General features: G+C 71.9%; 21 protein-coding genes and 1 pseudogene. 13 read left to right on the top strand and 9 right to left on the bottom strand.

The features are described from left to right. Window positions 1-1,058 (bottom strand): annotated as a pseudogene (locus ACFVH5_RS37045) (hypothetical protein); the annotation flags it as partial. A 180-nt stretch (window positions 1,059-1,238) separates the two neighbouring features. On the opposite strand from ACFVH5_RS37045, the gene ACFVH5_RS37040 reads away from it, so the two are divergent. Continuing rightward, window positions 1,239-1,616 carry a VOC family protein gene (locus tag ACFVH5_RS37040; protein WP_385838080.1) on the top strand — a complete coding sequence of 126 codons (378 nt, stop codon included), beginning with the start codon at window positions 1,239-1,241 and terminating at the stop codon, window positions 1,614-1,616. Between the two features lie 4 nt (window positions 1,617-1,620). Here ACFVH5_RS37040 and ACFVH5_RS37035 read toward each other — a convergent pair whose 3' ends face one another. After that, the gene (locus ACFVH5_RS37035) at window positions 1,621-2,205 is read right to left on the bottom strand and encodes a Uma2 family endonuclease (protein WP_385838079.1); all 585 of its coding nucleotides are present in this window, start codon (window positions 2,203-2,205) and stop codon (window positions 1,621-1,623) included. A gap of 322 nt (window positions 2,206-2,527) precedes the next feature. Between ACFVH5_RS37035 and ACFVH5_RS37030 the strand changes: the two genes are divergently transcribed. The 5 genes from ACFVH5_RS37030 (at window position 2,528) to ACFVH5_RS37010 (ending at window position 8,388) form a co-directional block, all read left to right on the top strand. Next, on the top strand, window positions 2,528-4,171 hold the full coding sequence (locus ACFVH5_RS37030; protein WP_385838078.1) for an ABC transporter substrate-binding protein: 1,644 nt from the start codon (window positions 2,528-2,530) through the stop codon (window positions 4,169-4,171). A gap of 76 nt (window positions 4,172-4,247) precedes the next feature. Continuing rightward, a complete protein-coding gene (locus ACFVH5_RS37025) occupies window positions 4,248-5,171 on the top strand; it encodes an ABC transporter permease (RefSeq protein WP_385838077.1) in 924 nt (307 codons plus the stop codon). After that, a complete protein-coding gene (locus tag ACFVH5_RS37020) occupies window positions 5,164-6,207 on the top strand; it encodes an ABC transporter permease (protein WP_385838076.1) in 1,044 nt (347 codons plus the stop codon). Before ACFVH5_RS37025 ends, ACFVH5_RS37020 begins: the two co-directional genes overlap by 8 nt. A gap of 5 nt (window positions 6,208-6,212) precedes the next feature. After that, window positions 6,213-7,196 (top strand): ABC transporter ATP-binding protein, encoded by a 984-nt coding sequence (locus ACFVH5_RS37015; protein ID WP_385838081.1) that lies wholly within the window; start codon window positions 6,213-6,215, stop codon window positions 7,194-7,196. Beyond that, window positions 7,189-8,388, top strand: a complete 1,200-nt coding sequence (locus tag ACFVH5_RS37010; protein WP_385838075.1) for an ABC transporter ATP-binding protein — start codon at window positions 7,189-7,191, stop codon at window positions 8,386-8,388. Before ACFVH5_RS37015 ends, ACFVH5_RS37010 begins: the two co-directional genes overlap by 8 nt. A 164-nt stretch (window positions 8,389-8,552) precedes the next feature. Here ACFVH5_RS37010 and ACFVH5_RS37005 read toward each other — a convergent pair whose 3' ends face one another. The 4 genes from ACFVH5_RS37005 to ACFVH5_RS36990 all read right to left on the bottom strand — a co-directional run bounded on the left by ACFVH5_RS37005 (window position 8,553) and on the right by ACFVH5_RS36990 (window position 12,941). Then, on the bottom strand, window positions 8,553-9,917 hold the full coding sequence (locus tag ACFVH5_RS37005) for an MMPL family transporter (protein WP_385838074.1): 1,365 nt from the start codon (window positions 9,915-9,917) through the stop codon (window positions 8,553-8,555). 8 nt (window positions 9,918-9,925) lie between these two features. Beyond that, on the bottom strand, window positions 9,926-10,864 hold the full coding sequence (locus ACFVH5_RS37000; RefSeq protein WP_385838073.1) for an MMPL family transporter: 939 nt from the start codon (window positions 10,862-10,864) through the stop codon (window positions 9,926-9,928). Between the two features lie 221 nt (window positions 10,865-11,085). Continuing rightward, window positions 11,086-11,769, bottom strand: coding sequence for a response regulator transcription factor (locus ACFVH5_RS36995; RefSeq protein WP_210880514.1), 684 nt, complete (start codon window positions 11,767-11,769; stop codon window positions 11,086-11,088). Further along, on the bottom strand, window positions 11,766-12,941 hold the full coding sequence (locus ACFVH5_RS36990) for a sensor histidine kinase (protein WP_385838072.1): 1,176 nt from the start codon (window positions 12,939-12,941) through the stop codon (window positions 11,766-11,768). Before ACFVH5_RS36990 ends, ACFVH5_RS36995 begins: the two co-directional genes overlap by 4 nt. A gap of 105 nt (window positions 12,942-13,046) precedes the next feature. On the opposite strand from ACFVH5_RS36990, the gene ACFVH5_RS36985 reads away from it, so the two are divergent. Further along, window positions 13,047-13,652: a TetR/AcrR family transcriptional regulator gene (locus ACFVH5_RS36985; protein ID WP_385838071.1), complete on the top strand. Its 606-nt coding sequence runs from the start codon at window positions 13,047-13,049 to the stop codon at window positions 13,650-13,652. Between the two features lie 75 nt (window positions 13,653-13,727). On the opposite strand, the gene ACFVH5_RS36980 is transcribed toward ACFVH5_RS36985, so the two are convergent. Further along, window positions 13,728-15,884: a prolyl oligopeptidase family serine peptidase gene (locus ACFVH5_RS36980; protein ID WP_385838070.1), complete on the bottom strand. Its 2,157-nt coding sequence runs from the start codon at window positions 15,882-15,884 to the stop codon at window positions 13,728-13,730. 183 nt (window positions 15,885-16,067) lie between these two features. On the opposite strand from ACFVH5_RS36980, the gene ACFVH5_RS36975 reads away from it, so the two are divergent. From ACFVH5_RS36975 to ACFVH5_RS36955, 5 genes are all read left to right on the top strand, one after another. Continuing rightward, window positions 16,068-16,262 (top strand): hypothetical protein, encoded by a 195-nt coding sequence (locus ACFVH5_RS36975; RefSeq protein WP_107020199.1) that lies wholly within the window; start codon window positions 16,068-16,070, stop codon window positions 16,260-16,262. Between the two features lie 30 nt (window positions 16,263-16,292). Continuing rightward, window positions 16,293-17,285 (top strand): N-acetyl-1-D-myo-inositol-2-amino-2-deoxy-alpha-D-glucopyranoside deacetylase, encoded by a 993-nt coding sequence (mshB, locus tag ACFVH5_RS36970; RefSeq protein ID WP_385838069.1) that lies wholly within the window; start codon window positions 16,293-16,295, stop codon window positions 17,283-17,285. Further along, complete coding sequence (locus ACFVH5_RS36965) at window positions 17,282-17,737, top strand: DUF6113 family protein (protein ID WP_385838068.1); 456 nt, start codon at window positions 17,282-17,284, stop codon at window positions 17,735-17,737. Before mshB ends, ACFVH5_RS36965 begins: the two co-directional genes overlap by 4 nt. Before the next feature lie 166 nt (window positions 17,738-17,903). Further along, window positions 17,904-20,312: a hypothetical protein gene (locus ACFVH5_RS36960; RefSeq protein ID WP_385838067.1), complete on the top strand. Its 2,409-nt coding sequence runs from the start codon at window positions 17,904-17,906 to the stop codon at window positions 20,310-20,312. 132 nt (window positions 20,313-20,444) lie between these two features. Continuing rightward, window positions 20,445-21,323 (top strand): ABC transporter substrate-binding protein, encoded by an 879-nt coding sequence (locus ACFVH5_RS36955; protein WP_385838066.1) that lies wholly within the window; start codon window positions 20,445-20,447, stop codon window positions 21,321-21,323. Between the two features lie 38 nt (window positions 21,324-21,361). On the opposite strand, the gene ACFVH5_RS36950 is transcribed toward ACFVH5_RS36955, so the two are convergent. Beyond that, a complete protein-coding gene (locus ACFVH5_RS36950) occupies window positions 21,362-22,213 on the bottom strand; it encodes a tetratricopeptide repeat protein (RefSeq protein WP_384804579.1) in 852 nt (283 codons plus the stop codon). Window positions 22,214-22,358: 145 nt separating this feature from the next. Continuing rightward, window positions 22,359-23,453 carry a GNAT family N-acetyltransferase gene (locus ACFVH5_RS36945; RefSeq protein ID WP_385838065.1) on the bottom strand — a complete coding sequence of 365 codons (1,095 nt, stop codon included), beginning with the start codon at window positions 23,451-23,453 and terminating at the stop codon, window positions 22,359-22,361. Window positions 23,454-23,645: 192 nt separating this feature from the next. On the opposite strand from ACFVH5_RS36945, the gene fdxA reads away from it, so the two are divergent. Further along, window positions 23,646-23,966, top strand: a complete 321-nt coding sequence (gene fdxA, locus ACFVH5_RS36940) for a ferredoxin (protein ID WP_190033468.1) — start codon at window positions 23,646-23,648, stop codon at window positions 23,964-23,966. Window positions 23,967-24,022: the final 56 nt, after the last annotated feature.

The raw sequence follows: 24,022 nt of genomic DNA, 5'->3' as shown, positions 1-24,022 counted from the left end.
TTCCAGTCGGACCAGGGGCCGCCGGTGCCGGTCTGCCAGCGGTGGTGGAGGGCGTTGTCGGTGCCGCGGGTGAAGAGGACCATGCCTCCGTCGCGGCCGACGAGGACGGTGGGGCGTCCTTGTGCGGTTCCGCCCATGTCGACCCAGGTGTCGTGCCAGGCGTGACCGTGCTCGGGGCCGCGCTGCCAGGTGTGGGTGATGTGCCCTTCGGGGCCGCGGGCGAACACCGACAGCGCGCCGTTCGGGCTGAGGACCACGGCCGGGTCACCGGCGAGGCGTCCGCCCAGGGACACCCACTCCGGCGCCCACGCGCCCGCCTCCGACTGCCAGGTGTGCCACAGCGTCCCGTCGGTCCCACGGACGAACACCGCGAGCTTGCCGTAGCGGCCGACCAGCGCCCACGGCCGGCCCACCGCACCCGAGGACGGACGGCCCAGGGGCGTCCAGCCCGACCACGCGCCGCCCGCCTGGTTCTGCCAGCGGTGCGCCACGTCGCCCGTCCCGTCGACCCCGGACACGACCATGCCCGAGCCGTGGTCCACGACGGACGGGATTCCGACGCCGACCTGCGGCGCTGCCGTCCCGCGCCCGGTCCACCAGGTGGTCTCCTTGCGCGCTCCCGCCCACCCGAAGCTGAAGTGGACGTGATCGGTGTGCGGGCTGGCACCGGTGTACGGGGTCCAGCCGGCGTCCGCGCGGGCGGCCTGCCAGATCCGCCGGTTCCAGATCATGTACATGATTCCGAAGCGGCGGGCGAGGGCGTGAGGGTTGCCGTGCCGGTCGGTGGCCAGCAGCCAGCCGATGAGATCGTCGGCGTCGGCGGACCGGCCGTCGGCGGCGACACCCCAGTCCCAGGCCCTGCCCTCCTTGTGCTCGCTGACCCCCGGCCTGCCGCACTCCCTGCTGATGCCCAGGCTCCGGGTGCCGGGGTAGGCGGCGAGGACCAGGTCGCGGAAGGCGAGGAGACCCGGTTTCGCGACCGGGTCGCAGTTCCGCTGCCCCTCGTGGGGGGCGTAGTCGTCGATACCCGGACCGAAGTCCGGTGCGGTGGGGGGCATGCGGTGACCTCCTGGCCTGAGGTGGGGTGACGTGCCGTCGCTCTCTCGGGCCCACCCTGGCGCGCCGCGCCGTCGTCCCGGCCGGGCTTCGGGCACTTCCGCCCCAACGGATGAACGGACCCGGCGGGAGGAAGTGAAAAGGGTTCGACTTCCTCAAGGGCATCAGGGAAGCTCCCCGCCATGACGAACCCCGCTCTTCACAGCATCACGTTCGACTGCACGGGCGACCCGTACGACCTCGGCCTGTTCTGGAGCGAACTGCTGGGCCGGCCGCTGGACGACGACGACAAACCCGGTGATCCGGAGGCACTGATCGCGGACCCCGAGGGAGGTCCGCGGCTGCTCTTCGTCCGGGTCCCGGAGGGCAAGACGGCCAAGAACCGCATCCACTTCGACCTGCGGCCGACGGGACGCACGAGGGCGGCGGAGGTGGAACGCGCGCTCGCGCTCGGCGCAACCCTCCTGTCGGACCGAACACGCCCGGACGGCGGAGGCTGGTTCCTCCTGGCGGACCCGGAGGGCAACGAGTTCTGTGTGGAGAGGGGGGAGTCGGACTGACCCGTCAGCTCACGCTGTCTCCGGCTTTGCCGTAGCGGCGGAAGGCCCCGGTCTCCACCTTCCAGGCGCTGAACGGCACCGAGTCCCCGAAGATGTACGCGTTCTTGTCCTGATAGCGGCCCTTGCACGGGGCGGAGTGCACCTCGATGGTCCCCGTGCGAGGGTCGACGATCATGTAGTGGCCGATGCCCATCGCCGGATAGTCGGCCAGCTTCTCCGTGTAGTCGTTGTCCGGGTCGGACGGCGAGACGATCTCGACCACGGCCAGCACGCGTGTCGCGTCGACGGCGAGGCCCTCCTCGTCGAGCACCTCCTCGGGGATGACGACCGCGTCCGGGCGCCGCATGCGGCCGATCGACGGGTGCTCGATCTCGGGGCCGTTCTCGCACACGTAGCCCGGGTGGGTGGCGGGAAGCTGTTCGTTGAGCTGGTTACGGATGCGGCGCACTGTCCCCTCATGGCGCTTGGACGGGCTCATCATGGCGAGGAACGGTCCCGAGGGGCCGATCTCCACATTCCACGCCCCCTCAAGGTGCTCGGCGAACCCCGTGAGCTGCTCGGCGATCGCGCGCATCTTCGCGTAGTCCATGCCTCCAGGGTAGGCGGCGTGCGGGCCGGTGGGGGCTTGTCGCGCAGTTCCCCGCGCCCCTGAGGGGTGGACCGGGAGTGTGTCGGCTGCGGGCCGGTGGGGGCTGATCGCGCAGTTCCCCGCGCCCCTGAAGGGCGCGTCCCGCTGCACGCCCACGTCTTGACTCAAGCCCCCACCGGCCCGCAGGTCACGGATGGCAGCCCTCTCCCCATGCACCCATGTGGGTCGCCGAATATGCGCTATGTGAGTTCTGCACCGATATTGGGCGCAAAGGAACTGGCTCCGGCGCCGGAGCCGCAGCGCACCGATGAGGAGGCACTCCATGCGTGGAGCCACACACGCCAGATGGGCCGTTTGCGCGACGGCGGTAGCCCTCGCGGCGACGGCCTGTGGGGGAGGCGGGGACGGCGGGGACAGCGGCGGCAGCGGCGACGGCTCCGGCATCCTCAGTTCGTCGTGGGGCGACCCGCAGAACCCCCTGGAGCCCGCCAACACCAACGAGGTGCAGGGCGGCAAGGTCCTCGACATGCTGTTCCGCGGTCTCAAGCGCTACGACGCGAAGACCGGCGAGGCCAAGGACATGCTGGCCGAGAAGATCGACACCTCGGACTCGCAGAACTTCACGGTCACCGTCAAGAGCGGCTGGACGTTCAGCAACGGCGAGGCGGTCTCCGCGAAGTCCTTCGTGGACGCCTGGAACTACGGCGCCAGCCTCAAGAACAACCAGAAGAACGCGTACTTCTTCGGATACATCGACGGCTACGACAAGGTCCACCCGGAGGACGGCGGCAAGCAGTCCGCCCAGACCCTGAGCGGGCTGAAGGTGACGGGGGACAACACCTTCACCGTCAAGCTGAACCAGAAGTTCTCGACCTTCCCCGACACCCTCGGCTACGCCGCCTTCGCGCCGCTGCCCAAGGCGTTCTTCGACGACCACGCCGCCTGGCTGAAGAAGCCGGTCGGCAACGGCCCGTACACGATCGACTCGTACGCCAAGGGCTCGGCGATGAAGATGCGCACGTGGGACAAGTACCCGGGGGACGACAAGGCGCAGAACGGCGGGGTGGACCTGAAGGTCTACACCGACAACAACACCGCCTACACGGACCTGATGGCCGGCAACCTCGACCTCGTCGACGACGTGCCCGCCGCGCAGCTCAAGAACGCCAAGAGCGACCTCGGCGACCGGTACATCAACACCCCCGCCGGCATCATCCAGACCCTCGCCTTCCCGTTCTACGACAAGAACTGGGGCAAGGACGGGATGGAGAAGGTCCGCACCGGGCTTTCCATGGCGATCAACCGCAAGCAGATCACCGAGACCATCTTCCAGAAGACGCGCACCCCCGCCACCGACTGGACGTCACCCGTCCTCGGCGAGGACGGCGGCTACAAGAAGGGGCTGTGCGGTGACGCCTGCGAGTACGACCCCGACAAGGCCAAGAAGATGATCGAGGAGGGCGGCGGCCTGCCCGGCGGGCAGGTCAAGATCTCCTACAACGCGGACACCGGCTCCCACAAGGAGTGGGTGGACGCCGTCTGCAACTCCGTCAACAACGCGCTCGACAACGACAAGGCCTGCGTCGGCAACCCGGTCGGCACCTTCGCCGACTTCCGCAACCAGATCACCCAGTCCAAGATGTCGGGCCCCTTCCGGGCGGGCTGGCAGATGGACTACCCGCTGATCCAGAACTTCCTGCAGCCGCTGTACTACACCAACGCCTCGTCCAACGACGGCAAGTGGACCAGCAAGGAGTTCGACGGCCTCGTCGACAAGGCCAACGCGGAGACCGACCAGGCCAAGGCCGTCAGTCTGTTCCAGCAGGCCGAGGAGGTCCTGCGGGACGACATGGGCGCCATTCCGCTCTGGTACCAGAACGGCAGCGCCGGCTACTCGGACCGGGTCTCGAACGTGGCACTGAACCCCTTCAGCCTGCCCGTCTACAACGAGATCAAGGTCAACTGAGCCACGGGGGCGCGCACTTCGGCAGGAAGCAGGTGCGCGCCCCCGCCGCCTGCCCCCACCTACCTCCGGAGCCCTCATGGGACGGTATGTGATCCGGCGTCTGCTGCAGATGATCCCGGTCTTCATCGGCGCCACCCTGTTGATCTTCCTGATGGTGAACGTGATGGGCGACCCCATCGCGGGCCTCTGCGGAGACCGCCAGTGCGACCCCGCGACGGCGACCCAGCTGCGCAGGGAGTTCGGCTTGGACAAGCCCGTGTGGCAGCAGTACGCGACCTACATGGGCAACGTCTTCACCGGCGACTTCGGCACCGCGTTCAACGGGCAGGAGGTCACCGAGCTGATGTCGACCGCCTTCCCGGTCACCATCCGGCTCACGATCGTCGCGATCCTCTTCGAGGTCGTCATCGGCATCGCGCTCGGTGTCGTCACCGGACTGCGCCGCGGCCGGCCCGTCGACACCGGTGTCCTGCTGATCACCCTCGTCGTCATCTCGGTGCCCACCTTCGTCACCGGTCTGCTGCTGCAACTGCTGCTCGGCGTCAAATGGGGCTGGATCAGCCCGTCCGTGTCCTCCGATGCACCCTTCGACGAGCTGATCGTGCCCGGCCTGGTCCTCGCGTCCGTCTCCCTCGCCTATGTGACCCGGCTGACCCGGACGTCCATCGCGGAGAACAGACGCGCCGACTACGTCCGTACGGCCATCGCCAAGGGCCTGCCCCGGCGCCGGGTCATCACCCGGCACCTGCTGCGCAACTCGCTGATCCCGGTGGTCACCTTCATCGGCACCGACATCGGCGCGCTGATGGGCGGCGCGATCGTCACCGAGCGGATCTTCAACATCCACGGCGTCGGATTCCAGCTCTACCAGGGCATCCTGCGCCAGAACACGCAGACCGTCGTCGGCTTCGTGACCGTCCTCGTCCTCGTCTTCCTGGTGGCCAACCTGCTGGTCGACCTCCTGTACGCCGTACTCGACCCGAGGATCCGCTATGCCTGAGCAGCCGACGCCGCCGGAGCGGCCCCTGCCCTCCATGCCGCCGGGGCCGCACCTGTCCGGCGGCGGCCGAGCCCCCGAGGACGGCGCCATCGCCGCGACCGGCATGGGCGGCGCGATGGACCTCGCCACGCAGGAGGCCGACTCCCTGCGCAAGCCTCTCGGCGGGCCGGACGGTACGGGGCCGCAGGACAAGCCCCGTTCCCTGTGGTCCGACGCCTGGCGCGATCTGCGGCGCAACCCCGTCTTCATCATCTCGGGGCTCGTCATCCTCTTCCTGATCGTCATCTCCCTGTGGCCCTCGGCGATCGCCTCCGGCAACCCCCTCAAGTGCGACCTCGCCAAGTCCCAGGAGGGCTCCCAGCCGGGCCATCCCTTCGGCTACAACGGCCAGGGCTGCGACGTGTACACGCGCACGGTGTACGGGGCCCGGGTCTCCGTGACCGTCGGCGTCTGCGCCACGCTCGGGGTGGCGATCCTCGGCTCGGTGCTCGGCGGGCTCGCCGGGTTCTTCGGCGGGGCGTGGGACGCGGTCCTCTCCCGTATCACCGACATCTTCTTCGCGATCCCCGTCGTCCTCGGCGGTCTGGTGCTGCTGTCCGTCGTCACCAGCTCCACCATCTGGCCCGTGATCGGCTTCATGGTGCTGCTGGGCTGGCCGCAGATCTCCCGTATCGCCCGCGGCTCGGTCATCACCACCAAGCAGAACGACTACGTGCAGGCCGCCCGCGCGCTCGGCGCCTCCAACTCCCGGATGCTGCTGCGGCACATCACGCCGAACGCGATCGCCCCGGTCATCGTCGTGGCGACCATCGCGCTGGGAACGTACATCTCGCTGGAGGCGACCCTGTCGTTCCTCGGTGTCGGGCTGAAGCCGCCCACCGTGAGCTGGGGCATCGACATCTCCTCGGCGTCCCAGTACATCCGCACCGCGCCGCACGCCCTGCTGTGGCCGGCCGGGGCGCTGGCCGTCACCGTCCTCGCGTTCATCATGCTCGGCGACGCGGTGCGCGACGCCCTCGATCCGAAGCTGAGGTGACCGACGTGCTGCTCGAAGTGCGCGACCTGCACGTGGAGTTCAGGACCCGGGACGGGGTGGCCAGGGCCGTCAACGGGGTCACCTACAGCGTGGACGAGGGCGAGACGCTCGCCGTGCTCGGCGAGTCCGGCTCCGGCAAGTCCGTCACCGCGCAGGCCGTGATGGGCATCCTCGACACCCCGCCGGGGAAGATCACCGCGGGCGAGATCCTCTTCAAGGGCCAGGACCTCCTGAAGTTCAAGGAGGAGGAGCGGCGCAAGGTCCGCGGCGCCCAGATGGCGATGATCTTCCAGGACGCGCTGTCGTCGCTGAACCCGGTGCTCAGCGTCGGCGCCCAGCTCGGCGAGATGTTCACCGTCCACCGGGGCGCGTCCCGCAAGGACGCGAAGGCGAAGGCGATCGAACTGATGGACCGGGTCCGCATCCCGGGCGCCGCCTCCCGCGTGGGCGACTATCCCCACCAGTTCTCCGGCGGGATGCGCCAGCGCATCATGATCGCGATGGCACTCGCCCTCGAACCGGCCCTGATCATCGCCGACGAACCCACCACGGCCCTCGACGTCACCGTCCAGGCCCAGGTCATGGACCTGCTCGCCGAGCTGCAGCGCGAGCTCAACATGGGCCTCATCCTCATCACCCACGACCTCGGCGTGGTCGCGGACGTCGCCGACCGGATCGCCGTCATGTACGCGGGCCGGATCGTCGAGTCCGCCCCGGTCCACGACATCTACAAGGCCCCCGCGCACCCGTACACGAAGGGTCTGCTGGAGTCGATCCCGCGGCTCGACCAGAAGGGCCGGGAGCTCTACGCGATCAAGGGCCTGCCGCCGAACCTGATGAACATCCCGCCGGGCTGCGCCTTCAACCCGCGCTGCCCCATGGCCCAGGACGTCTGCCGCACCGACGAACCGCCCCTGTACGAGGTGACCGAGGCGGGCGCGGACCGCGTGAGCGCCTGCCACTTCTGGAGGGAGTGCCTCAATGGCTGAGCGGAAGAACGGCGCTGTCGCCGAGCATCTGAACGCCCCGGTCGGCGAGCCGATCCTCCAGGTCCGCGGCCTCGTCAAGCACTACCCGCTCACCCAGGGAATCCTGTTCCGCAAGCAGGTGGGCGCGGTGAAGGCCGTCGACGGCGTCGACTTCGACCTCGGCGCGGGGGAAACCCTCGGCATCGTCGGCGAGTCCGGCTGCGGCAAGTCGACGGTCGCCAAGATGCTCGTCAACCTGGAGAAGCCGACCGCGGGTGAGATCAGGTACAAGGGCGACGACATCACCAAGCTGTCCGGCCGCGCACTCAAGGCCGTCCGCCGCAACATCCAGATGGTCTTCCAGGACCCGTACACCTCGCTCAACCCCCGCATGACCGTCGGAGACATCATCGGGGAGCCGTACGAGATCCATCCCGAGGTCGCGCCGAAGGGGGACCGGCGGCGGCAGGTGCAGGACCTGCTGGACGTGGTGGGGCTCAACCCGGAGTACATCAACCGCTATCCGCACCAGTTCTCCGGCGGCCAGCGCCAGCGGATCGGCATCGCGCGCGGGCTCGCCCTGCGCCCCGAGATCATCGTCGCGGACGAACCGGTGTCGGCCCTCGACGTGTCCGTGCAGGCGCAGGTGATCAACCTGATGGACCGTCTCCAGACCGAGTTCGCCCTCAGTTACGTCTTCATCGCGCACGACCTGTCGATCGTGCGGCACATCTCCGACCGCGTCGGGGTGATGTACCTCGGGCGGATCGTGGAGACCGGCCGTGACGCCGAGATCTACGACCACCCGACGCACCCGTACACCCAGGCGCTGCTGTCCGCCGTGCCCGTCCCGGACCCGGAGGCCCGTGAGCACCGGGAGCGGATCATCCTCTTCGGCGACGTGCCCTCGCCCGCGAACATCCCCTCCGGCTGCCGCTTCCGCACCCGCTGCTGGAAGGCCGCGGAGCGCTGCGCGATGGAGGTCCCGCTGCTCGCGGTCCCCGCGGAGTTCCGGTACGAGGCCGGTCCCGCCGCCCATGACTCGGCCTGCCACTTTGCGGAGGAGAAGCAAGTCGTCCCGCCTGAGGAGCCGCCGCGGGAGCCTGCGCGGGATGCGCTGGATGTGCGGGCCGCACCGGGAGAGCCCCAGGGGGAGTCGGCGGCGGAGGTGCCCGGGGAGGTGCCGGACGATACGCCGGACGGGCCGACATAGGCTGACAAACATGCAGCAACTGCGTTAACACGCAGGCAACTTGGCCGACCCGGCACCGATATACGGACGCGGCACCCTGAACAGCGTACGGCCGTGCGGGTGCCGTAGACCGGCCGGGGAGCGCCATGTCTCCCCGGCCGGTCGCCGTCTCCCCCCGATCGGCCCTAGGGCCGTGCGGACCCGGCGAGTTCCTGTCGCGGCCCGTCCTCCACCCGCGGCTCCTCCCGGTCCAGGGACGCGCCCTCCGTGTCGATGTCCGGCAGTACGCGGTCCAGCGCGCGGGGCATCCACCAACTCGCCTCACCGAGGAGCCGCAGGGCCGCCGGTACGAGGAGCATGCGGACGACGAGCGCGTCGACCAGCACCCCGACGGTCAGGGCCAGTCCGATGGACGCGACCATCTGGTCGCCGCCGCTGAAGGCGAAGCCGGCGAACACCGCCGCCATGATCGAGGCCGCCGCGACGACGACGGGGGAGGCCTGCCCGAAGCCCCGCACGATGGCGGCCCTGGTGTGCAGTCCGCCGCGATGCGCCTCGTGCATACGGGCCACCAGGAACACCTGGTAGTCCATGGCGAGGCCGAACAGCACGCCCACCACGATCAGAGGCGTCAGGCTGGCCAGCGGCCGGGCCTCGTCGAGGCCGACCAGCACGCCGGCCCAGCCCCACTGGAACACCGCCACCGTCACGCCGAGGCCCGCGGCCAGCGACATGAGGAACCCGGCGGTGGCCAGCAGCGGCACCATGACGGAACGGAACACGAGCGTCAGCAGGAGCAGCGAGAGCCCGACCACGGCGACCAGATAGATGATCAGGCCCGACGAGAGCGCCGAGTCGACGTCCACGTCGACCGCGGTCTGGCCCGTCACCGAGACCTCGGCGCCCGCCACGTCGTCCATCTCCGTGCGCAGCGAGTTCACCAGGTCGCTCGTCCGCGCGTCGGTCGGGCCGTGGTCGGGTGTGACCGCGAGGAAGGCGAACCCCGGGTCCTCGGCGCGCTGGACCGGGCTGACGCCGGCCACACCCTTCAGCGCGGTGATCCGCTTCGCCGTGCCGGCCGCGGTGTCCGCCGCGTCCTGGCCTTCGAAGAGCACCACCAGGGGGTTCTGCTCGCCGGCGCCGAACGCGTCGCTGACCGTGGTGTACGCCGCGCGCTGGGAACTGGCCGGGTCGGGGCCGCCCGGGGGATCGAGTTCGGTCTTGAGAGAGAGGGCCGGCACGGCGAGCAGGGCGACGAGGACGGTGCTGCCCAGCATCGTGAGGACGGGCCGGTCGACCACCATCCGGGCCCAGCGGCCCAGCAGGCCCGTCCCGCGGCGGCTGCCCGGCCCCTGCGCGGCGGATGCTGCCCGCGTGGCCGGTGCCGCCTCCGCCGCCGCTGCGTCCTCCGCGGTCGCTTCGGCTATTCCGGTTACTCCGGTCGCTCCGGTCGCGTACGCCGCGCCCCGTCCCGGGCGCTCCCTGCGCGGCAGTGCCCGGTGGCCGAGGGTCTTCAGCACGGCCGGTACGACCGTGAGCGAGGCGGCCACGGCCACGATCACGGCCAGTGCCGCGCCGGCCCCATCTCGGTGATGAACGCGATCCGGACGATCGCCAGCCCCGTCAGGGCGATGACCACGGTGGTCCCGGCCACCACCACGGAGGTGCCGGCCGTGCCGCAGGCGCGGGCCACGGCGGCGTCCACGCCGGCGCCCCGGCGGAGCTCGTCACGGAACCGCGAGAGGATCAGCAGGGCGTAGTCGATGCCCACGGCCAGCCCGAGCATCACCGCGATGATCAGCGTGGTGGACTGGATGCCCTCGCCCGTGGCGGACCACGCGAGAATGCCCAGGACGCCGACGACGACCCCGCTCAGGGCGGTCAGCATGTTCGCGCCCGCGGCGGCCAGCGAGCCGAAGGTCAGCAGCAGCACGACGAAGGCGACCACGACTCCGATGATCTCGGTGACGCCGGCGATCTCGGGCGGCCCGTCCTCCAGGCTTCCGCCGAGTTCGACGCGGTATCCCTGGTCCGTCAGGGGTGCCGCGGCCTCCCGGAGGTCCTTCTCGACGACGGCCTGGTCCGCCTCCAGGGCGACGGTGAGCGTCGAAACGGCGACCGAACCGTCCTTCGACACATAGGGGCGGTCCTCGGCGTACGGGTCCGTGGCGGACCTCACGTCGGGGACGCCGGTGGCGCGGGACACGAGGCCCGCGACCAGTTCCCGGTCCGCGGGCCGGGTCAGGGAGGTGCCGTCGGGCGCCTCCACGACCAGCATCAGCTCGCCGGCGTCGGGGTCGGCCTCGGGAAACGCCTTCTTCATCGTGGCGAGCGCGGTGGTCGACTCGGCGCCCGAGATGCTGAATTCGGCGTCGGAGAACTTGGCGCCGCTGATCGTCACGACGGTGAGGACGACCGTCAGCACGAACCATGCTCCGGCGACGACGAGCCGGTGAGCGGCGCTGAACGCGCCGATCCTGGACAACAATCGGGACATCGGGACTCCTGCGGAGAGCGGTGCGCGGGCCGCTCGTGCGGCCGGTGCCCAGCCTCCGCCGGGAGGTGCCCGGTGGTCGTCGCACGGCGGCGGTAGCGGATCTACCGCCGCTGGTGTATTTCCGGCTCCCCGGTTCTCCTCCGCCCGGAGCGGATCCCCGCCTGCCGCGGTTCGTGACCTGCGGTGGTCCGTCGCCCGGAGCGGTCGGTCGTCCGGAGCGGTCAGTCCTCGCGCAGGCCCGCCCGCAGGGCCGCGACCACGAGTTGGGCCCGGTCCCTGACGTGCATCTTGCTCATGGCCCGGTTCACGTGGGTCTTCACCGTCAGCGGCGAGATGAACAGGCGCTCCGCGATGGCGTCGTTGGTCAGCCCCTGGGAGACCAGCACGGTGACCTCCCGTTCGCGCGAGGTCAGGGACCCGGCCCTGCGCAGATCCTCGGGGGAGACCGGGTCCGGCTGCCGCTGCTCGCGCGCGGTGCGGGTGAGGTGCCCGACGACGGTGTCCGTCGCGACGGCGGACAGGGAGGAGCCGCCCGCGGCGACCCGTTCGACCGCCCGCAGGAGCTCCTCGTGGTCCGCGGACTTGCCGAGGAAGCCGTTGGCCCCGGCCTGGAGGGCGGCCAGGATGTCCTGGTCGGTGTCGAAGGTGGTCAGCACCAGGATCCCGATGTCCGCGGTGACGGCGTCGGCCCGCAGCCGGGTGATCGCTCCCACTCCGTCGAGCACCGGCATCCGCAGGTCCATGAGGACCACGTCGGGCACCAGGGCCCGCGCCATGTCGACCGCCCGGCTCCCGTCGGCCGCCTCGCCGACGACGTCGACTCCGGTGCCGGTCTCCAGAAGGGCCCGTATACCGGAGCGGATCATGACCTGGTCGTCGACGACGAGGACGCGTACGACGCTCATCCGGATGTCTCCTTCGCTGTTCTTCGCGGCGCGGCGGCCGGGAGTTGTGCGGTCACCAAAAATCCCTTCGCGTCCGGGCCCGCGTGGAAGGTGCCACCGAGCGCGTGGACCCGCTCCTCCATGCCCACGAGCCCCAGCCCGCTTCCTGCGGACCCGGTCTCGCGCGGTACCCAGGCGTTGCGGACCGACAGGGTGACGTATCCGCCGGCCGGCGGGTCCACCGTCACGTGGGCGCCGCCGTCGCCGTACCGCTGTGCGTTGGTGAGCGATTCCTGGAGGATGCGCCGGGCGGCGGTCCGGGCGACCGGTGCGAGGGCGAGCAGGTGGTCCAGCCCCTCGGCGCCGACCTTCAGCCCGATGCCCGCGAAGCTCTCCAGGAGTTCGTCGACCACGGCGGCGTCCACGGGGGCGGCCGGGGCGACCTCGGACTCCGAGGCGCGCAGCACGCCCAGGACCACTCCCAGTTCCTCCAGCACCGACCGGGTGGCGGCCTGCACCTCGTCCAGGGCGCGTCTGGACGCCTCCGGCGAGGAGGCCAGACTGGCCTTGGCGACATTGGTGTGGACGCTGACCACCGCGAGGTGATGGGCCACGCTGTCGTGGAGTTCGCGGGCGATCCGCAGCCGTTCCTCCGCCACGTGGCGGGCCACCTCCTCCCGCCGGCGTTCGGCCTCCTGGCGCCGCCGTCCCAGCTCCGCGACGACATAGCGCCGTTGCGCCTGCACCCACTGCCCCACCCCGACCATGGCGGCCGCGAGCGTGACGATCCCGAACGCTCCGACGCCGCCGCTGTCCTGCCGCGAGGCGTACGGGTTGTACGCGGCGAGCAGCGTGCCGCCCGCGACCACCGCGCCGGCGACGATCGCGTCGAGACGGGGGCGGCGGAGGGCGAACAGGAACAGCAGCCCTCCGGCGACCGCCCAGGTGCCCCACGGCGCCGGATCGCGGATCTCCAGGGCGGCCAGCAGGGCGGCCACGGCGACGGCGGGACTCCACGCCCGCACGGCCAGGACGAGGCCGACCGCTCCCAGGGCGACGATTCCCCACAGCGTCGCCGTACCGGCATGGTCGCCGAAGACCGCGGACGCCGCTCCCACGGCCAGCGCGACCCCCACGGCGAGCGTGCCGCCGGCCGCCCATGGATCGGATCGCGTCCATGCATCGGATCGCACGAGTGATCACTCCGGTTGCCGCCCCGTGGGCACGACGAGGCACCCTGTAGAACAATGTTATACAGCGTGGCCCGCCGGGTGGCCCGAACAGGAGGAGTGGGACGGATGAGCGCCGGAGCAGGTCCGCCGTCCAGGCGCCGTACGGCGAGCGAACGGCTGCACGAGGTACTGCTGGACGCGGCGCAGGACGTGCTCGATCGCGAGGGCCTGGCCGGTGTCACCGTGCGCGCGGTCGCCCGCGAGGCCGAGGTCGCGCCCATGGGGGTGTACAACCGGTTCGGCAACAAGGACGGCCTGCTCGGCGCCCTGGCCGTCCGGGCTCTGAACGACCTCTGGCACGCGGTCGACGTGGACCGGTCGGTGGACCCCGAGCCGCGCTTCCGGCGGGCCTGCGACGGATACCGGCACTTCGCGCTCGCGCATCCGCAGCGCTATGCGCTCGTCTTCGGCGGCGGCGGACCGGTCGCCCGGACGGGCTCCGAGGCGTCGGTGTACGGCCATGCGGTCTTCGAGGTCCTGATCGAGCTGGTCCAGGACCTCGCCGGAGGCCGCACACCCCGGGGCTTCGCCGACGCGGGGGAGGCCGCGCAGGTCGTCTGGACGGCCCTGCACGGCGCGGTCCACCTGGAGTCGGGCGGCATCGGGCAGGTGTCCGGCTCGCCGGACACCTACCGGCGGCTGATCGACCTGCTCGTCCGAGGTCTGCGGTAGGGGCCGTGCGGGCGGCCGGACCCCGACCGCCCGGACCCCGGCCGCCCGGTGCGCCGGCCGCCCGGTGCGCCGGCCCTACCGCAGGCCCAGCGACCGCTTCAGGAAGTCCACCTGGAGCAGCAGCAGATTCTCCGCGACCTGTTCCTGCGGGGTCATGTGCGTGACCCCGGACAGCGGCAGCACCTCGTGCGGACGGCCCGCGGCCAGCAGCGCGGAGGACAGCCGCAGGGAGTGCGCGACCACCACGTTGTCGTCGGCGAGACCGTGCACGATCATCATGGGCCGCGCCGGTTCGACCGCCCCCACCAGGCCGTCGTCGTCGATCAGCGAGTTCGCCGCGTACACCTCGGGCTGCCGGTTCGGATCGCCCAGATACCGCTCCGTGTAGTGGGTGTCGTACAGCCGCTGGTCGGTGACCGGCGCGCCCACCACGGCCGCGTGGAAGACATCGGGGCGGCGCAGCGCCGCGAGCCCCGCGAGATAGCCGCCGAACGACCAGCCGCGGATCGCCACCCGGGTCAGATCCAGGGGGAAGCGCTCGGCGAGGGCGTGCAGCGCGTGGATCTGGTCGTCGAGGACGACCGCCGCCAGATCGTCCTTGACCGCCTTCTCCCAGGCCGGCGAGCGGCCCGGCATGCCCCGCCCGTCCGCCACGACCACGGCGAAGCCCTGATCGGCGAACCACTGGGGCGCGAGGTACGCGTTGTGCGCCGCCAGGACCCGCTGCCCGTGCGGCCCGCCGTAGGGATCCATGAGCACCGGCAGCGGACCGTCGGTGTAGTCCGTGGGGAGCACGACGGCGCACGGTACCCGGCGCTCACCGGCTTCCGTGAGGTGCACGCGCGGGCTCATTCCGGGGTGCTCGGCGTACGAGGCCACGGTGACCGCCTCCGTACGACCGCCGGCCCGGCCGCTCCCCGTCGCCTTGCGGCCCCCGTCGCGCACGACCTCGACCTGCGCCCCGGGCCGGTCGGGCACGGCCGACACGAGCACGGTCACGCCGCCCGCCCGCACCGCCGAGTGCACGCCGGGCTCCTGCGAGATCCGCTCCATGCCGAGGTCGTTGACCCGGTAGACGTGCACCTCCCCGATCTCTGGGCCGGCCGCGTCCGGGCCGGCCGACGCGGACACGAGCACGTCGTCGGCGGACACGTCGAGCACGGCGCGCACGTGCAACTGCGGTCCCGTGAGGGGGCGTTCGCCCACCGCCAGCACACGCGCCCCTCCCTCGTCGGCGATCCGCACGAGCTGTCCGCTCGGGCTCCAGCTCGGCACACCAGGGAAAAGATCAAGCCAAGTTGGATCTTCGTCCGCGTGCACCATCCTGGTCGTCCCGGAGTCCGGGTCGACGGCCAGATAGAGCTGACTCGCCTGGTCGCGCGCCTGTACGAGCAGCAGCGGAGCCCCGGCGGCCGACCAGTGCACTCGCGCCAGGTAGGGGTAGCGGGCCCGGTCCCACTGAACCTCCGTACGTACCCCGTCGAGCCCCAGTACGAAAAGCCGCACCTCCGCGTTGTCGGTGCCCGCCGCCGGATAGGCGACCTGCTGAGGCTCCCGCTCGGGATGCGCGGGGTCGGAGATCCACCAGCGGCGTACGGGGGCGTCGTCGGCCCGAGCCACCAGCAGACGGTCCGACTCCGGGGACCACCAGAAGCCCCGCGAGCGGCCCATCTCCTCGGCCGCGACGAACTCGGCGAGCCCGTAGGTGACGGTGTCCGACTCGGGCTCCGCGAGCACCCGGCCGTCCTCACCCTCGGCGCCGACGACCCGCAGGGCGCCCCCGGCGACGTACGCGACGAGCCGTCCGTCGGGGGACGGGCGGGGGTCGATCACCGGTCCGCGAACCCGCAGTTCACGCGCGGTTCCGGCCCTCAGTTCCGCGGTGAAGAGCCGCCCCGACAGGGCGAAGGACGCCAGCTCCACGGCGGCGTCCGTGGCGTAGCCGACGATGCCCGCGCCCCCCTCGCGGCTGCGCTCGCGGCGGGCCCGTTCCGCCGCCGAAAGGCGCTCGGAGGAACCCCCGAGGAGCGCCCCCGGGTCGGCCGCCGGGCGCTCCTTGCCGCTCGCCACGTCGAGAACCCACAGCTGGTTCGCCCGGTCCGTGCCGGACGAGGACCGCAGGAACACCACACGTGAACCATCGGGCGCCACGGTGAACGCGCGGGGCGCCCCCAGCGTGAAACGCAGGGTGCGCGCCTGCCGGCGCGGAAAGGAGAGAGGCTCGGTCGTCATGCTCCGACCATATTGGCCATGCGCCCCCTTGTGCGGCCGTGCGCCGATCAATGCGCACGCACGAATAGTTATGATCACTAGCGCTGTGTGGGTATCAACCTGCTGGCTGCTGTACGCATTTGCTGCCCCCCAATGTTCGACCCCACCCCCCGTTGTCCCTGGGATCTTTGGAGGTGAGCCGCCGTGGCACTTTCGATTTCGGCGGTGGTGCTACTGGCGATCATCGTCTTCATCCTGGTCAAGAAATCAGGGCTGAAGGCGCCTCACGCCATCGTCTGTGTCCTGCTCGGCTTCTATCTGGCGAGTTCGACGATCGCCCCGACGATCAATGAGCTGACCACGAACATCGCCGGCATGATCGGGGACATCAAGTTCTGACCGGACCACCCGCCTCGTAGGGTGGGGTCCATGACGGAACTGCCCTCTTCCGGCCGCCGGCCCGGGGGACCCCCCTCCCCCTCGGCCGGGCGTCTGCTCCTGGTGCACGCGCACCCGGACGACGAGGCGATCAACAACGGCGCCACCATGGCCGGGTACGCGGCCACGGGCGCTCAGGTCACCCTCGTGACCTGCACACGGGGCGAACTGGGCGAGGTCATCCCGCCCGGACTCGCGCATCTGTCGGGAGAACACCTCGGCGAGCACCGCCTGGCGGAGCTCGCCGAGGCGATGCGTGAGCTGGGTGTGCGGGACGCCCGTCCGCTCGGCGGCCCCGGCCGCTACGAGGACTCCGGGATGATGGGCCTCCCGGACAACGACAACCCGCGCTGCTTCTGGCGCGCGGACGTGGACGAGGCCGCCGCGCATCTGGTCGCCGTGATCCGTGAGGTACGCCCTCACGTGCTCGTCACCTACGACCCGGACGGCGGATACGGCCACCCCGACCACATCCAGGCCCACCGCGTCGCCATGCGCGCCGCCGATCTGGCGGCCGACCCGGACTTCAGGACCGACCTCGGCGAACCGTGGACGATCGCGAAGATCTACTGGAACCGCGTACCGCGTTCCGTCGCCGAGGAGGGCTTCGCCCGCCTGAAGGACGTACTGGACGAACTGCCGTTCCCCGCCGCCGCGACACTCGACGACGTGCCGGGTGTGGTGGACGATCCGGTGGTCACCACGGAGATCGACGGCACCGCCCAGGCCGTCGCCAAGGCCGCCGCGATGCGGGCGCACGCCACTCAGATCGAGGTCGCCGAACCGTGGTTCGCCCTCTCCAACCGGCTCGCGCAGCCCCTCTTCCTCGTGGAGTACTACGAGTTGGTGCGCGGCGAGCGCGCCGGGACGGCCCGGGAGACCGATCTGTTCGCGGGAATCACGGACCTGTCCGCCGGGACGACGGCCACAGGGACGACGTTCGCAGAGATCACAGAAGCAACCACCGAGGGCGGTACCCGATGAACGCGGCGAACAGGTCGAACGCGAACCGTTCGTACGCGGACCGGTCCAACGCGGGCGCCGCGCTCGCGCAGCCCCTGCGCCCGCCCTCGGCCCTCCGGATCGTCGTCCACCTGGGCCTCTTCGTCCTCGGCGCCGTGGTCGCGGTCGCCGGGGCGCTGGTCCAGTCGGGCTGGTTCCCGGGCGGGCTGCTGCTCGCGCTGGCCGGTGCGGCGGGCCTGTTCCTCGGGGGATCGCGCGCGACCGGCGGCAGGGCCGGGGCGGTCGCGCCCGCGGCCGGCTGGATGATCGCCGTCGTCCTGCTCACCGCCAGCCGCCCCGAGGGCGACTTCCTCTTCGCCGCGGGAGCGGGCTCCTATCTCTTCCTGCTCGGCGGTATGGCTGTGGCTGTGATGTGCGCCACCCTTGGCCAAGGGCGGCAACCGGGCGGTGCCGCCGCCCGACTTGGCAAGTGACGTACCACTTCGCCACAGCGCGCAGGTGCACGTCCGGTGTGGGTTTCCCCGACGGCCGCAAAATGAGGGGCACAAGTGGCCAGTATGGTGGAGCGCGCCGCCGAGCCGCCCGAATCGAGGTCGAGGTCGAGTAACCGGGCGGTGGAGCCAACCAGGAGAACCTGCCTTGAGTCGTGAAACTGACAGTTCGTCCTCCGGGCCCAACGGGCGCGGGGGAACCGCATACCCGTCGGGGACTCCGCCGTACGGAACGCCGATGGCTTCCGACGGCGCCGCCGACGCGGGGCGTACCGCCGGTGACCGGCCGGAACAGCCCAAGACCGAGACCACGCTGACGACGCGGATCCGCATCAACATCCCCGGATCCCGGCCGATTCCGCCGGTCGTCGTGCGCACGCCCGTGGCCAACGCGGAGTCCTCCGACGCCACAGGTGCGTCCAGGTCCGCCGCCCCGGAGACCGGTCCGGCCGCCCTTCCGGTCCGGCCCGTGGATCCCGACACGGGGTCCCACCCCGTGCCCGGCGCCGGTGGTGCCGGTGGCGGTGGTGGCGCCGACGAGAAGCGGAGCGACTGGTTCGCCCCCCGCAAGGCCGGTGCGCCCAAGGGCGGACCGGGCGGCGGCAACGCCAACGGCGCCGGAATGGCCGCCGGTTCGGGCGCCCAGGGCCCGGCGGCGGGCGCCGGTGCGGGAGTTGGCCCCTCCGGCCCGCCCGCGGTGCGGCCCGGCGGTGCCAACACGCCCGCGGCACGGCCCGGCGGCGGTACCAACGGCGCGGGACTGCCCGGCGCGGGCGGCACCGGACCCGTGGCCCCCGGCCACGGCGGCGGTACCGGCTCCTTCGACGTCTCCCGTGCGCTGGCGGCGGGTCCGCTGGGCACCGGGCCGGGCGGATCCCCGTACCCGACGGGCGCTCAGGCCGGCGACAACGGCGGCGCCGAACCGCGCCGCGACGGACTCCCGTACTTCTCCGACGGCGGCCAGAACGGTCAGGGCGGGCCCTCGGGTCCGACCGGCGGCCCGGTCAGCGGCGACACGCCCCTGGCGGCACCAGGCGCCCCGGGCGGCCAGGGCTTCCCCGGTGGTCCCGGTGGCGCTCCCGGCGGTCAGCGTGCCATCGGCGGCCCCGGCAGCTCCGGCGCCCCCGCGGGCCCCGGCGGCCACCGTGCCCCCGGCGGTCAGGGCAGCCCCGGCAACCCCGGCGCGGCCGGCGGCCCGGACGGTCCCGGCAGCCACCGTGCCCCCGGCGGTCCCGGCCCCGGCGGCCAGGGCGCTCCCGGGGCCCCGGACGCCTCCGGCTTCCCCGGCGGCAAGGGCGCCCAGAGCGGCTCCGCCTTCACCGGTGCCCCCGCGGGCGCCAACCGCCCCGGTGGCGGACTGAGCGACGACACCGCGATCCTCACCCCGCAGGTCCCCGCGCCCGAACCGGGCGCGCCGGGCTACGGCGGAGCCGGTGACAACGTCTCCGGGCACACCCTCACCAGCGGCATCCCCGTCGTGCCCCCCGCCCCGAACTCGCCGTTCGGACCGGGCGCGCACACCGACGGGCCGCTGCCGCACCAGCCCCCGAAGCTGCCGGAACCGGTCTCACCGGCCGCACCCGCCGCCGCGCGGCCCAAGAAGAAGAAAAAGGGCCGCAACAAGCTGGTGCTCCTGGTCACCGGCGTGGTGACCCTGGGCGGTCTCGCGTACGGCGCCGGACTGCTCATGAACCACTCCGACGTCCCCAAGGGCACCAGCGTGCTCGGTGTGGACATCGGCGGCGGAACGCGCGACGAGGCCGTCCAGAAGCTCGACGACGCCTTCAAGGCATCGGCCGCCAAACCGCTCCAGCTCTCGGTCGAGGGCGACACCGTCGCGCTCAAGCCGGACCAGGCCGGGCTCCAGCTCGACAGCCAGGCCACGGTGCGGGCCGCCGCGGGCAGCGACTACAACCCCGTCTCGGTGATCGGCTCGCTGATCGGCCAGGAGCGCGTCGTCGCCCCCGTGATGCCCGTCGACGAGGAGAAGCTGGCGGCCGCCCTCGAAGGGGCCGCGGGCGGCTCCGGTTCGGCGACCGAGGGAACGATCAAGTTCCAGTCGGGCAAGGCCGTCGCCGTCTACGGCAAGGCGGGCAAGGGCATCGACATCGACCGGTCGACCAAGGCCGTCGAGGACGCGTACCGCACCCAGGTGGAGACCGGGAAGTCGGCTCCCGTGCGGGTGCCGACCACGGCGAGGGAGCCCAAGGTCTCCAAGGCCGAGGTCGACCGCATGATGAAGGAGTTCGCGCAGCCCGCGATGTCCGGACTCGTGACGGTCAAGGCGGGTACCGCGGTGGTCCAGTTCAGCCCCGAGAACTCCCTGTGGAAGTTCCTCGGCGTCAAGGCCACCTCCGAGGGCAAACTGGTCGACTACTACGACCTGCCCGCGCTGAAGGAGCTGTACGGCGGCGCGTTCGACGGTGTGCTGATCGCCCGCGGCAACGGCAAGAAGACCGCCGTGACCCCGCAGGACGTGGTCGTCGCACTGCGCCAGGCACTCCTCGGCAAGTCGGCGGCGGACCGCGTCGGCGTGATCGAGACCAACCCCACGTAGCGGCCGTTCGCTTCGCGGAAGGTCGAGAGGGCACCCGGTGATGGCCCGGTGCCCTCTTGTCCTGTCCGGGCCTCCGCCGCATCGTGGCCCGGGTGGGCCGCGCTGGGCGGGTTCCGAAGGGGCGGGTGCCGTATGGGCTGGGAATTCACGGACGACCGGGGAATCACGGTGCGGCTCGCCGGACGGCCCGAGCGCGTCGCCGCGTACGTACGCGCGGGTGCGGGGCTGTGGGACCTGGGGGTGCGGCCCGTCGCGGTGTACGGGTCCGGACACGACGGCGACCAGCCCGACCCCGCCAAGTCCGGCTCCCTCGCGGACGTCCCGTACCTGTGCGCGGGCAGGACCCTCGACCACGCGACGCTGGGTTCCGTGCGGCCGGACCTGATCGTCGACGTCACCTACGACGGGAAGAAGCCGTACGCGGTCACGGAGCCGGCGGCCGAACGGGCGGGCGCGCCGGTGCTCGCGCTCGCGGTCGGCGCGGACACCTCGCTGCACGGCATCCTGGCCCGCTTCGCCGAACTCGCCGGCGCGCTCGGCGGTGAACCGGCGCGGCGCGAGGACGAGTTGGCGGCAGCTGAGGACGCTGTCCGGTCGGCAGTACGGCCGGCCGTGCGGTCCGTCGCCGCTCCGGTGCCGCCGAAGGTGCTCGCGCTGTCGGCCGCCGGGCCGGGACAGGTGCATCTCGCCCGCCCCGGCGCCTGGCCCGAGCTGCGGCATCTGGTCGAGCTGGGCGTGGAGTTGACCGAGCCGGGCGAGGGTGGTGCGAACTGGGCCACGACCACCTGGGACCGGGCGGCGGAACTCGCTCCCGACCTGGTCCTCGCGGACGTCCGCGGAAACGCCGCCCCGGCCGCCGAGTTGGAGTCCGTACCGGCCTGGCGCGCCCTGACCTCGGCCGCGACCGTCACCCCCTGGAACCCGGAACCGCCGTGCAGCACGAGGGCGTACGCGGCCTTCGTCAGGTCGGTGGCAGGGGCGCTGGGGGAACTGGCCGCCGAGCGGTCCTGAAGGAGCCCTGAAGGAGCCCTGGAAGGGGCGCCCGGGGGTCAGTTGAGCATGGCGCGGGCCGCGTGCGCCTGACTCCGTACGCGGGCCGCCGCCGGCTCGTCCACGGCGGCCACGATCTCCGCGTACGCGTCGAGTTCGGTGGCGCCCGTGAGGAAGTCGCCGCGCTGTACGAGGAGCTGGGCGCGCTCGTAGCGCAGCCGGGCCGGGTGCGAGGGCAGCAGGAGCGAGAAGTCGACCGCCCACAGGGCCACGTCGGAGCGTTCCGGACGGGCGGCGGCCCAGGCGCGGATGTTGTTCAGGATGCGCAGGACGACGTCGAGCGGGTCGGCGGGCGAGAGCATCGACGGGTCGAGGGGGGAGCCGGTGGCGCCGGCCACCAGCAGCTCCGCGTCGGTGCCGGTCAGTACGCGGCCGCCGACGAACGGATCGACGAGGACCTGCTGCTCGGGCGGGCCGAAGCCGACGACGAAGTGACCGGGCAGGGCCACTCCGTAGACGGGCGCTCCGGCCCTCCTCGCGACCTCCATCCACACCACGGAGAGCAGGATGGGCAGTCCGCGGCGGCGCTTCAGCACCTTGTCCAGCAGGGAGGACTCCAGTCGCTGGTAGTCGCCGGGCGTGCCGCGGAAGCCGAGGCCGCCGCCGAGGTGCTCGGAGAGCGCCGTGGCCCAGGACCGGGGGCCGCCGGGCCGGAACGGCAGCTCTCCGGCCAGCCGGTCCAGCTCGATCTGGGCCGCGTCCATCCCGGCCTCGGTCAGTTCGCCGTCCGCCTGGGCGCCCACCAGCAGACACAGGGCCGACAGGTCGGGGCGGTCGGCCCGTGCCTCTTCGGCGAAGCACCGCCGCCATTCGGCGCTTCGCGCCGGGTCGGGGGGATGTAGTGGACGCATAGCTGCTTCGTGCCCTTTCACGCCGATCGATAGCGGTCCGCGCCACGCGGTTCTCCGCGGGAGGGGGGTGGGGTGGGCGTGAGGTTGTCGCGTGCGGGTGCGTGGTGGCCGGTCGCGCCGTTCCCCGCGCCCCTTACGGGGCCGGTCACGTGGGGTTGTCGGGTGCGGGTGCGTCGTGGTTGCGCGCGCCGTTCCCCGCGCCCCTGGTGGGGGGTGGTATCGGCGTGTCGTCGGGTGCGGGTGCGGGTGCGTGGTGGCCGGCCGCGCCGTTTCCCGTGCCCCTCACGGGGGTCGGGGCGCGGTAGTGGTGGTAGGCGTGGTGGGGGGTGAAGTTCAGGCGGGTGTAGAGGGTGCGGGCTCCTGTGTTGTCCGATTCCACCTGGAGCCAGGCTGCCGAGGCGCCCTCCGTCAGAGCCCGGCGGGCGAGGGCCGTCATCACCGTGGTGGCCAGGCCCTGGCGGCGCAGCGCGGGGTCCACCTCCACCGCGGCGAACCCGGCCCAGCGGCCGTCGACCACACACCGGCCGATTGCCGCGGGCACCCCCGGCCCGCTGCCGGGCACGGTCGCGAACCACACCGAGGGACCGCTGCCCAGCACCTTCAGGGCCACCTCGCTCACCCCCTTGCGCTGGTAGCGCCCCAGCCACCCCTCGTCCGCCTCGCGCGACAGTGTGACCGTCCGCTCGGGCCCGGGATCCGGGAGGTCCGCCACCGGCGCCAGCGCGCCGGTCCACAGCTCCGCGGACACCTCACGCGCCCACCCCCGTGCCTCCAGCTCCGCGCACAGCGCTTCCTGCGTGCCCTCCGCGCCCGTGGCGGTCTGCGTGTAGGCGGGCAGCCCACGGGCCGCGTACCACTCCCGTACGAGCGACAGCGCCTCGTCCAGCGGCACGCCCGGGTCGCCGAGGGGCAGGACCGAGTTGGCGCGCCGCGTGAAGCCGGACGCGGCCCGCAGCTCCCACTCACCGAGCCGTTCGTGCTCCACCGGCTGCCAGGCCCGTGCGGCGACGCGCGCCAGTTCCTCGTACGAGGCCGCGGGGCCCCGTCTGCGGGCCGGCGCGGCCGGGACGACCTTGCCCGCGACCAGCGTCGCCTCCGGAATGCGGACGCTTTCCCCGGACCGGCGTGTGATCAGCAGCACACCGTCGTCCCATGATGTGAGAACACCGACCGTGTCGGTGAACTTCTCACCCTCGGGGGCCCCTTCGCGCAACCGTCGCACCGATACGCGTTTGCCCACGTCAGCGGGGGTGACACGGACCTCAAGCCGGAAGTGTGGTGAGAAATCCACAGCTCAGTCCAACCCTCCTGTTCGGATCATGCCCAAGAACGGAGATACTAGGTGCGGGCATCGACGACGCCGCGCTCCCGCGCGCCAGGTGGCGGAGCCTGAAGACGGCTCGCCAGCGCCCTATCGAGGAGGAACGACAGCGTGACCTACGTCATCGCGCAGCCTTGTGTCGACGTCAAGGACAAGGCGTGCATCGAGGAGTGCCCGGTCGACTGCATCTACGAGGGCCAGCGGTCCTTGTACATCCACCCGGACGAATGCGTCGACTGTGGTGCCTGTGAGCCGGTCTGCCCGGTCGAGGCGATCTTCTACGAGGACGACACTCCCGAGGAGTGGAAGGACTACTACAAGGCGAACGTCGAGTTCTTCGACGAGCTCGGCTCGCCCGGTGGTGCCAGCAAGCTGGGCCTCATCGAGCGCGACCACCCCTTCGTCGCGGGACTGCCGCCGCAGAACCAGTAGGCGGTCCGTGCGCCGGCGGCCCCGCCCGGCGGCGGCCGTGGGTGCCGTCCAGGTCC

The sequence above is a fragment of the Streptomyces sp. NPDC127119 genome, assembly GCF_042677425.1.
Taxonomy (GTDB): Bacteria; Actinomycetota; Actinomycetes; order Streptomycetales; family Streptomycetaceae; genus Streptomyces.
Note: the sequence above shows the minus strand (reverse complement) of the source record. Positions and strands in the feature narration are given on the sequence as shown.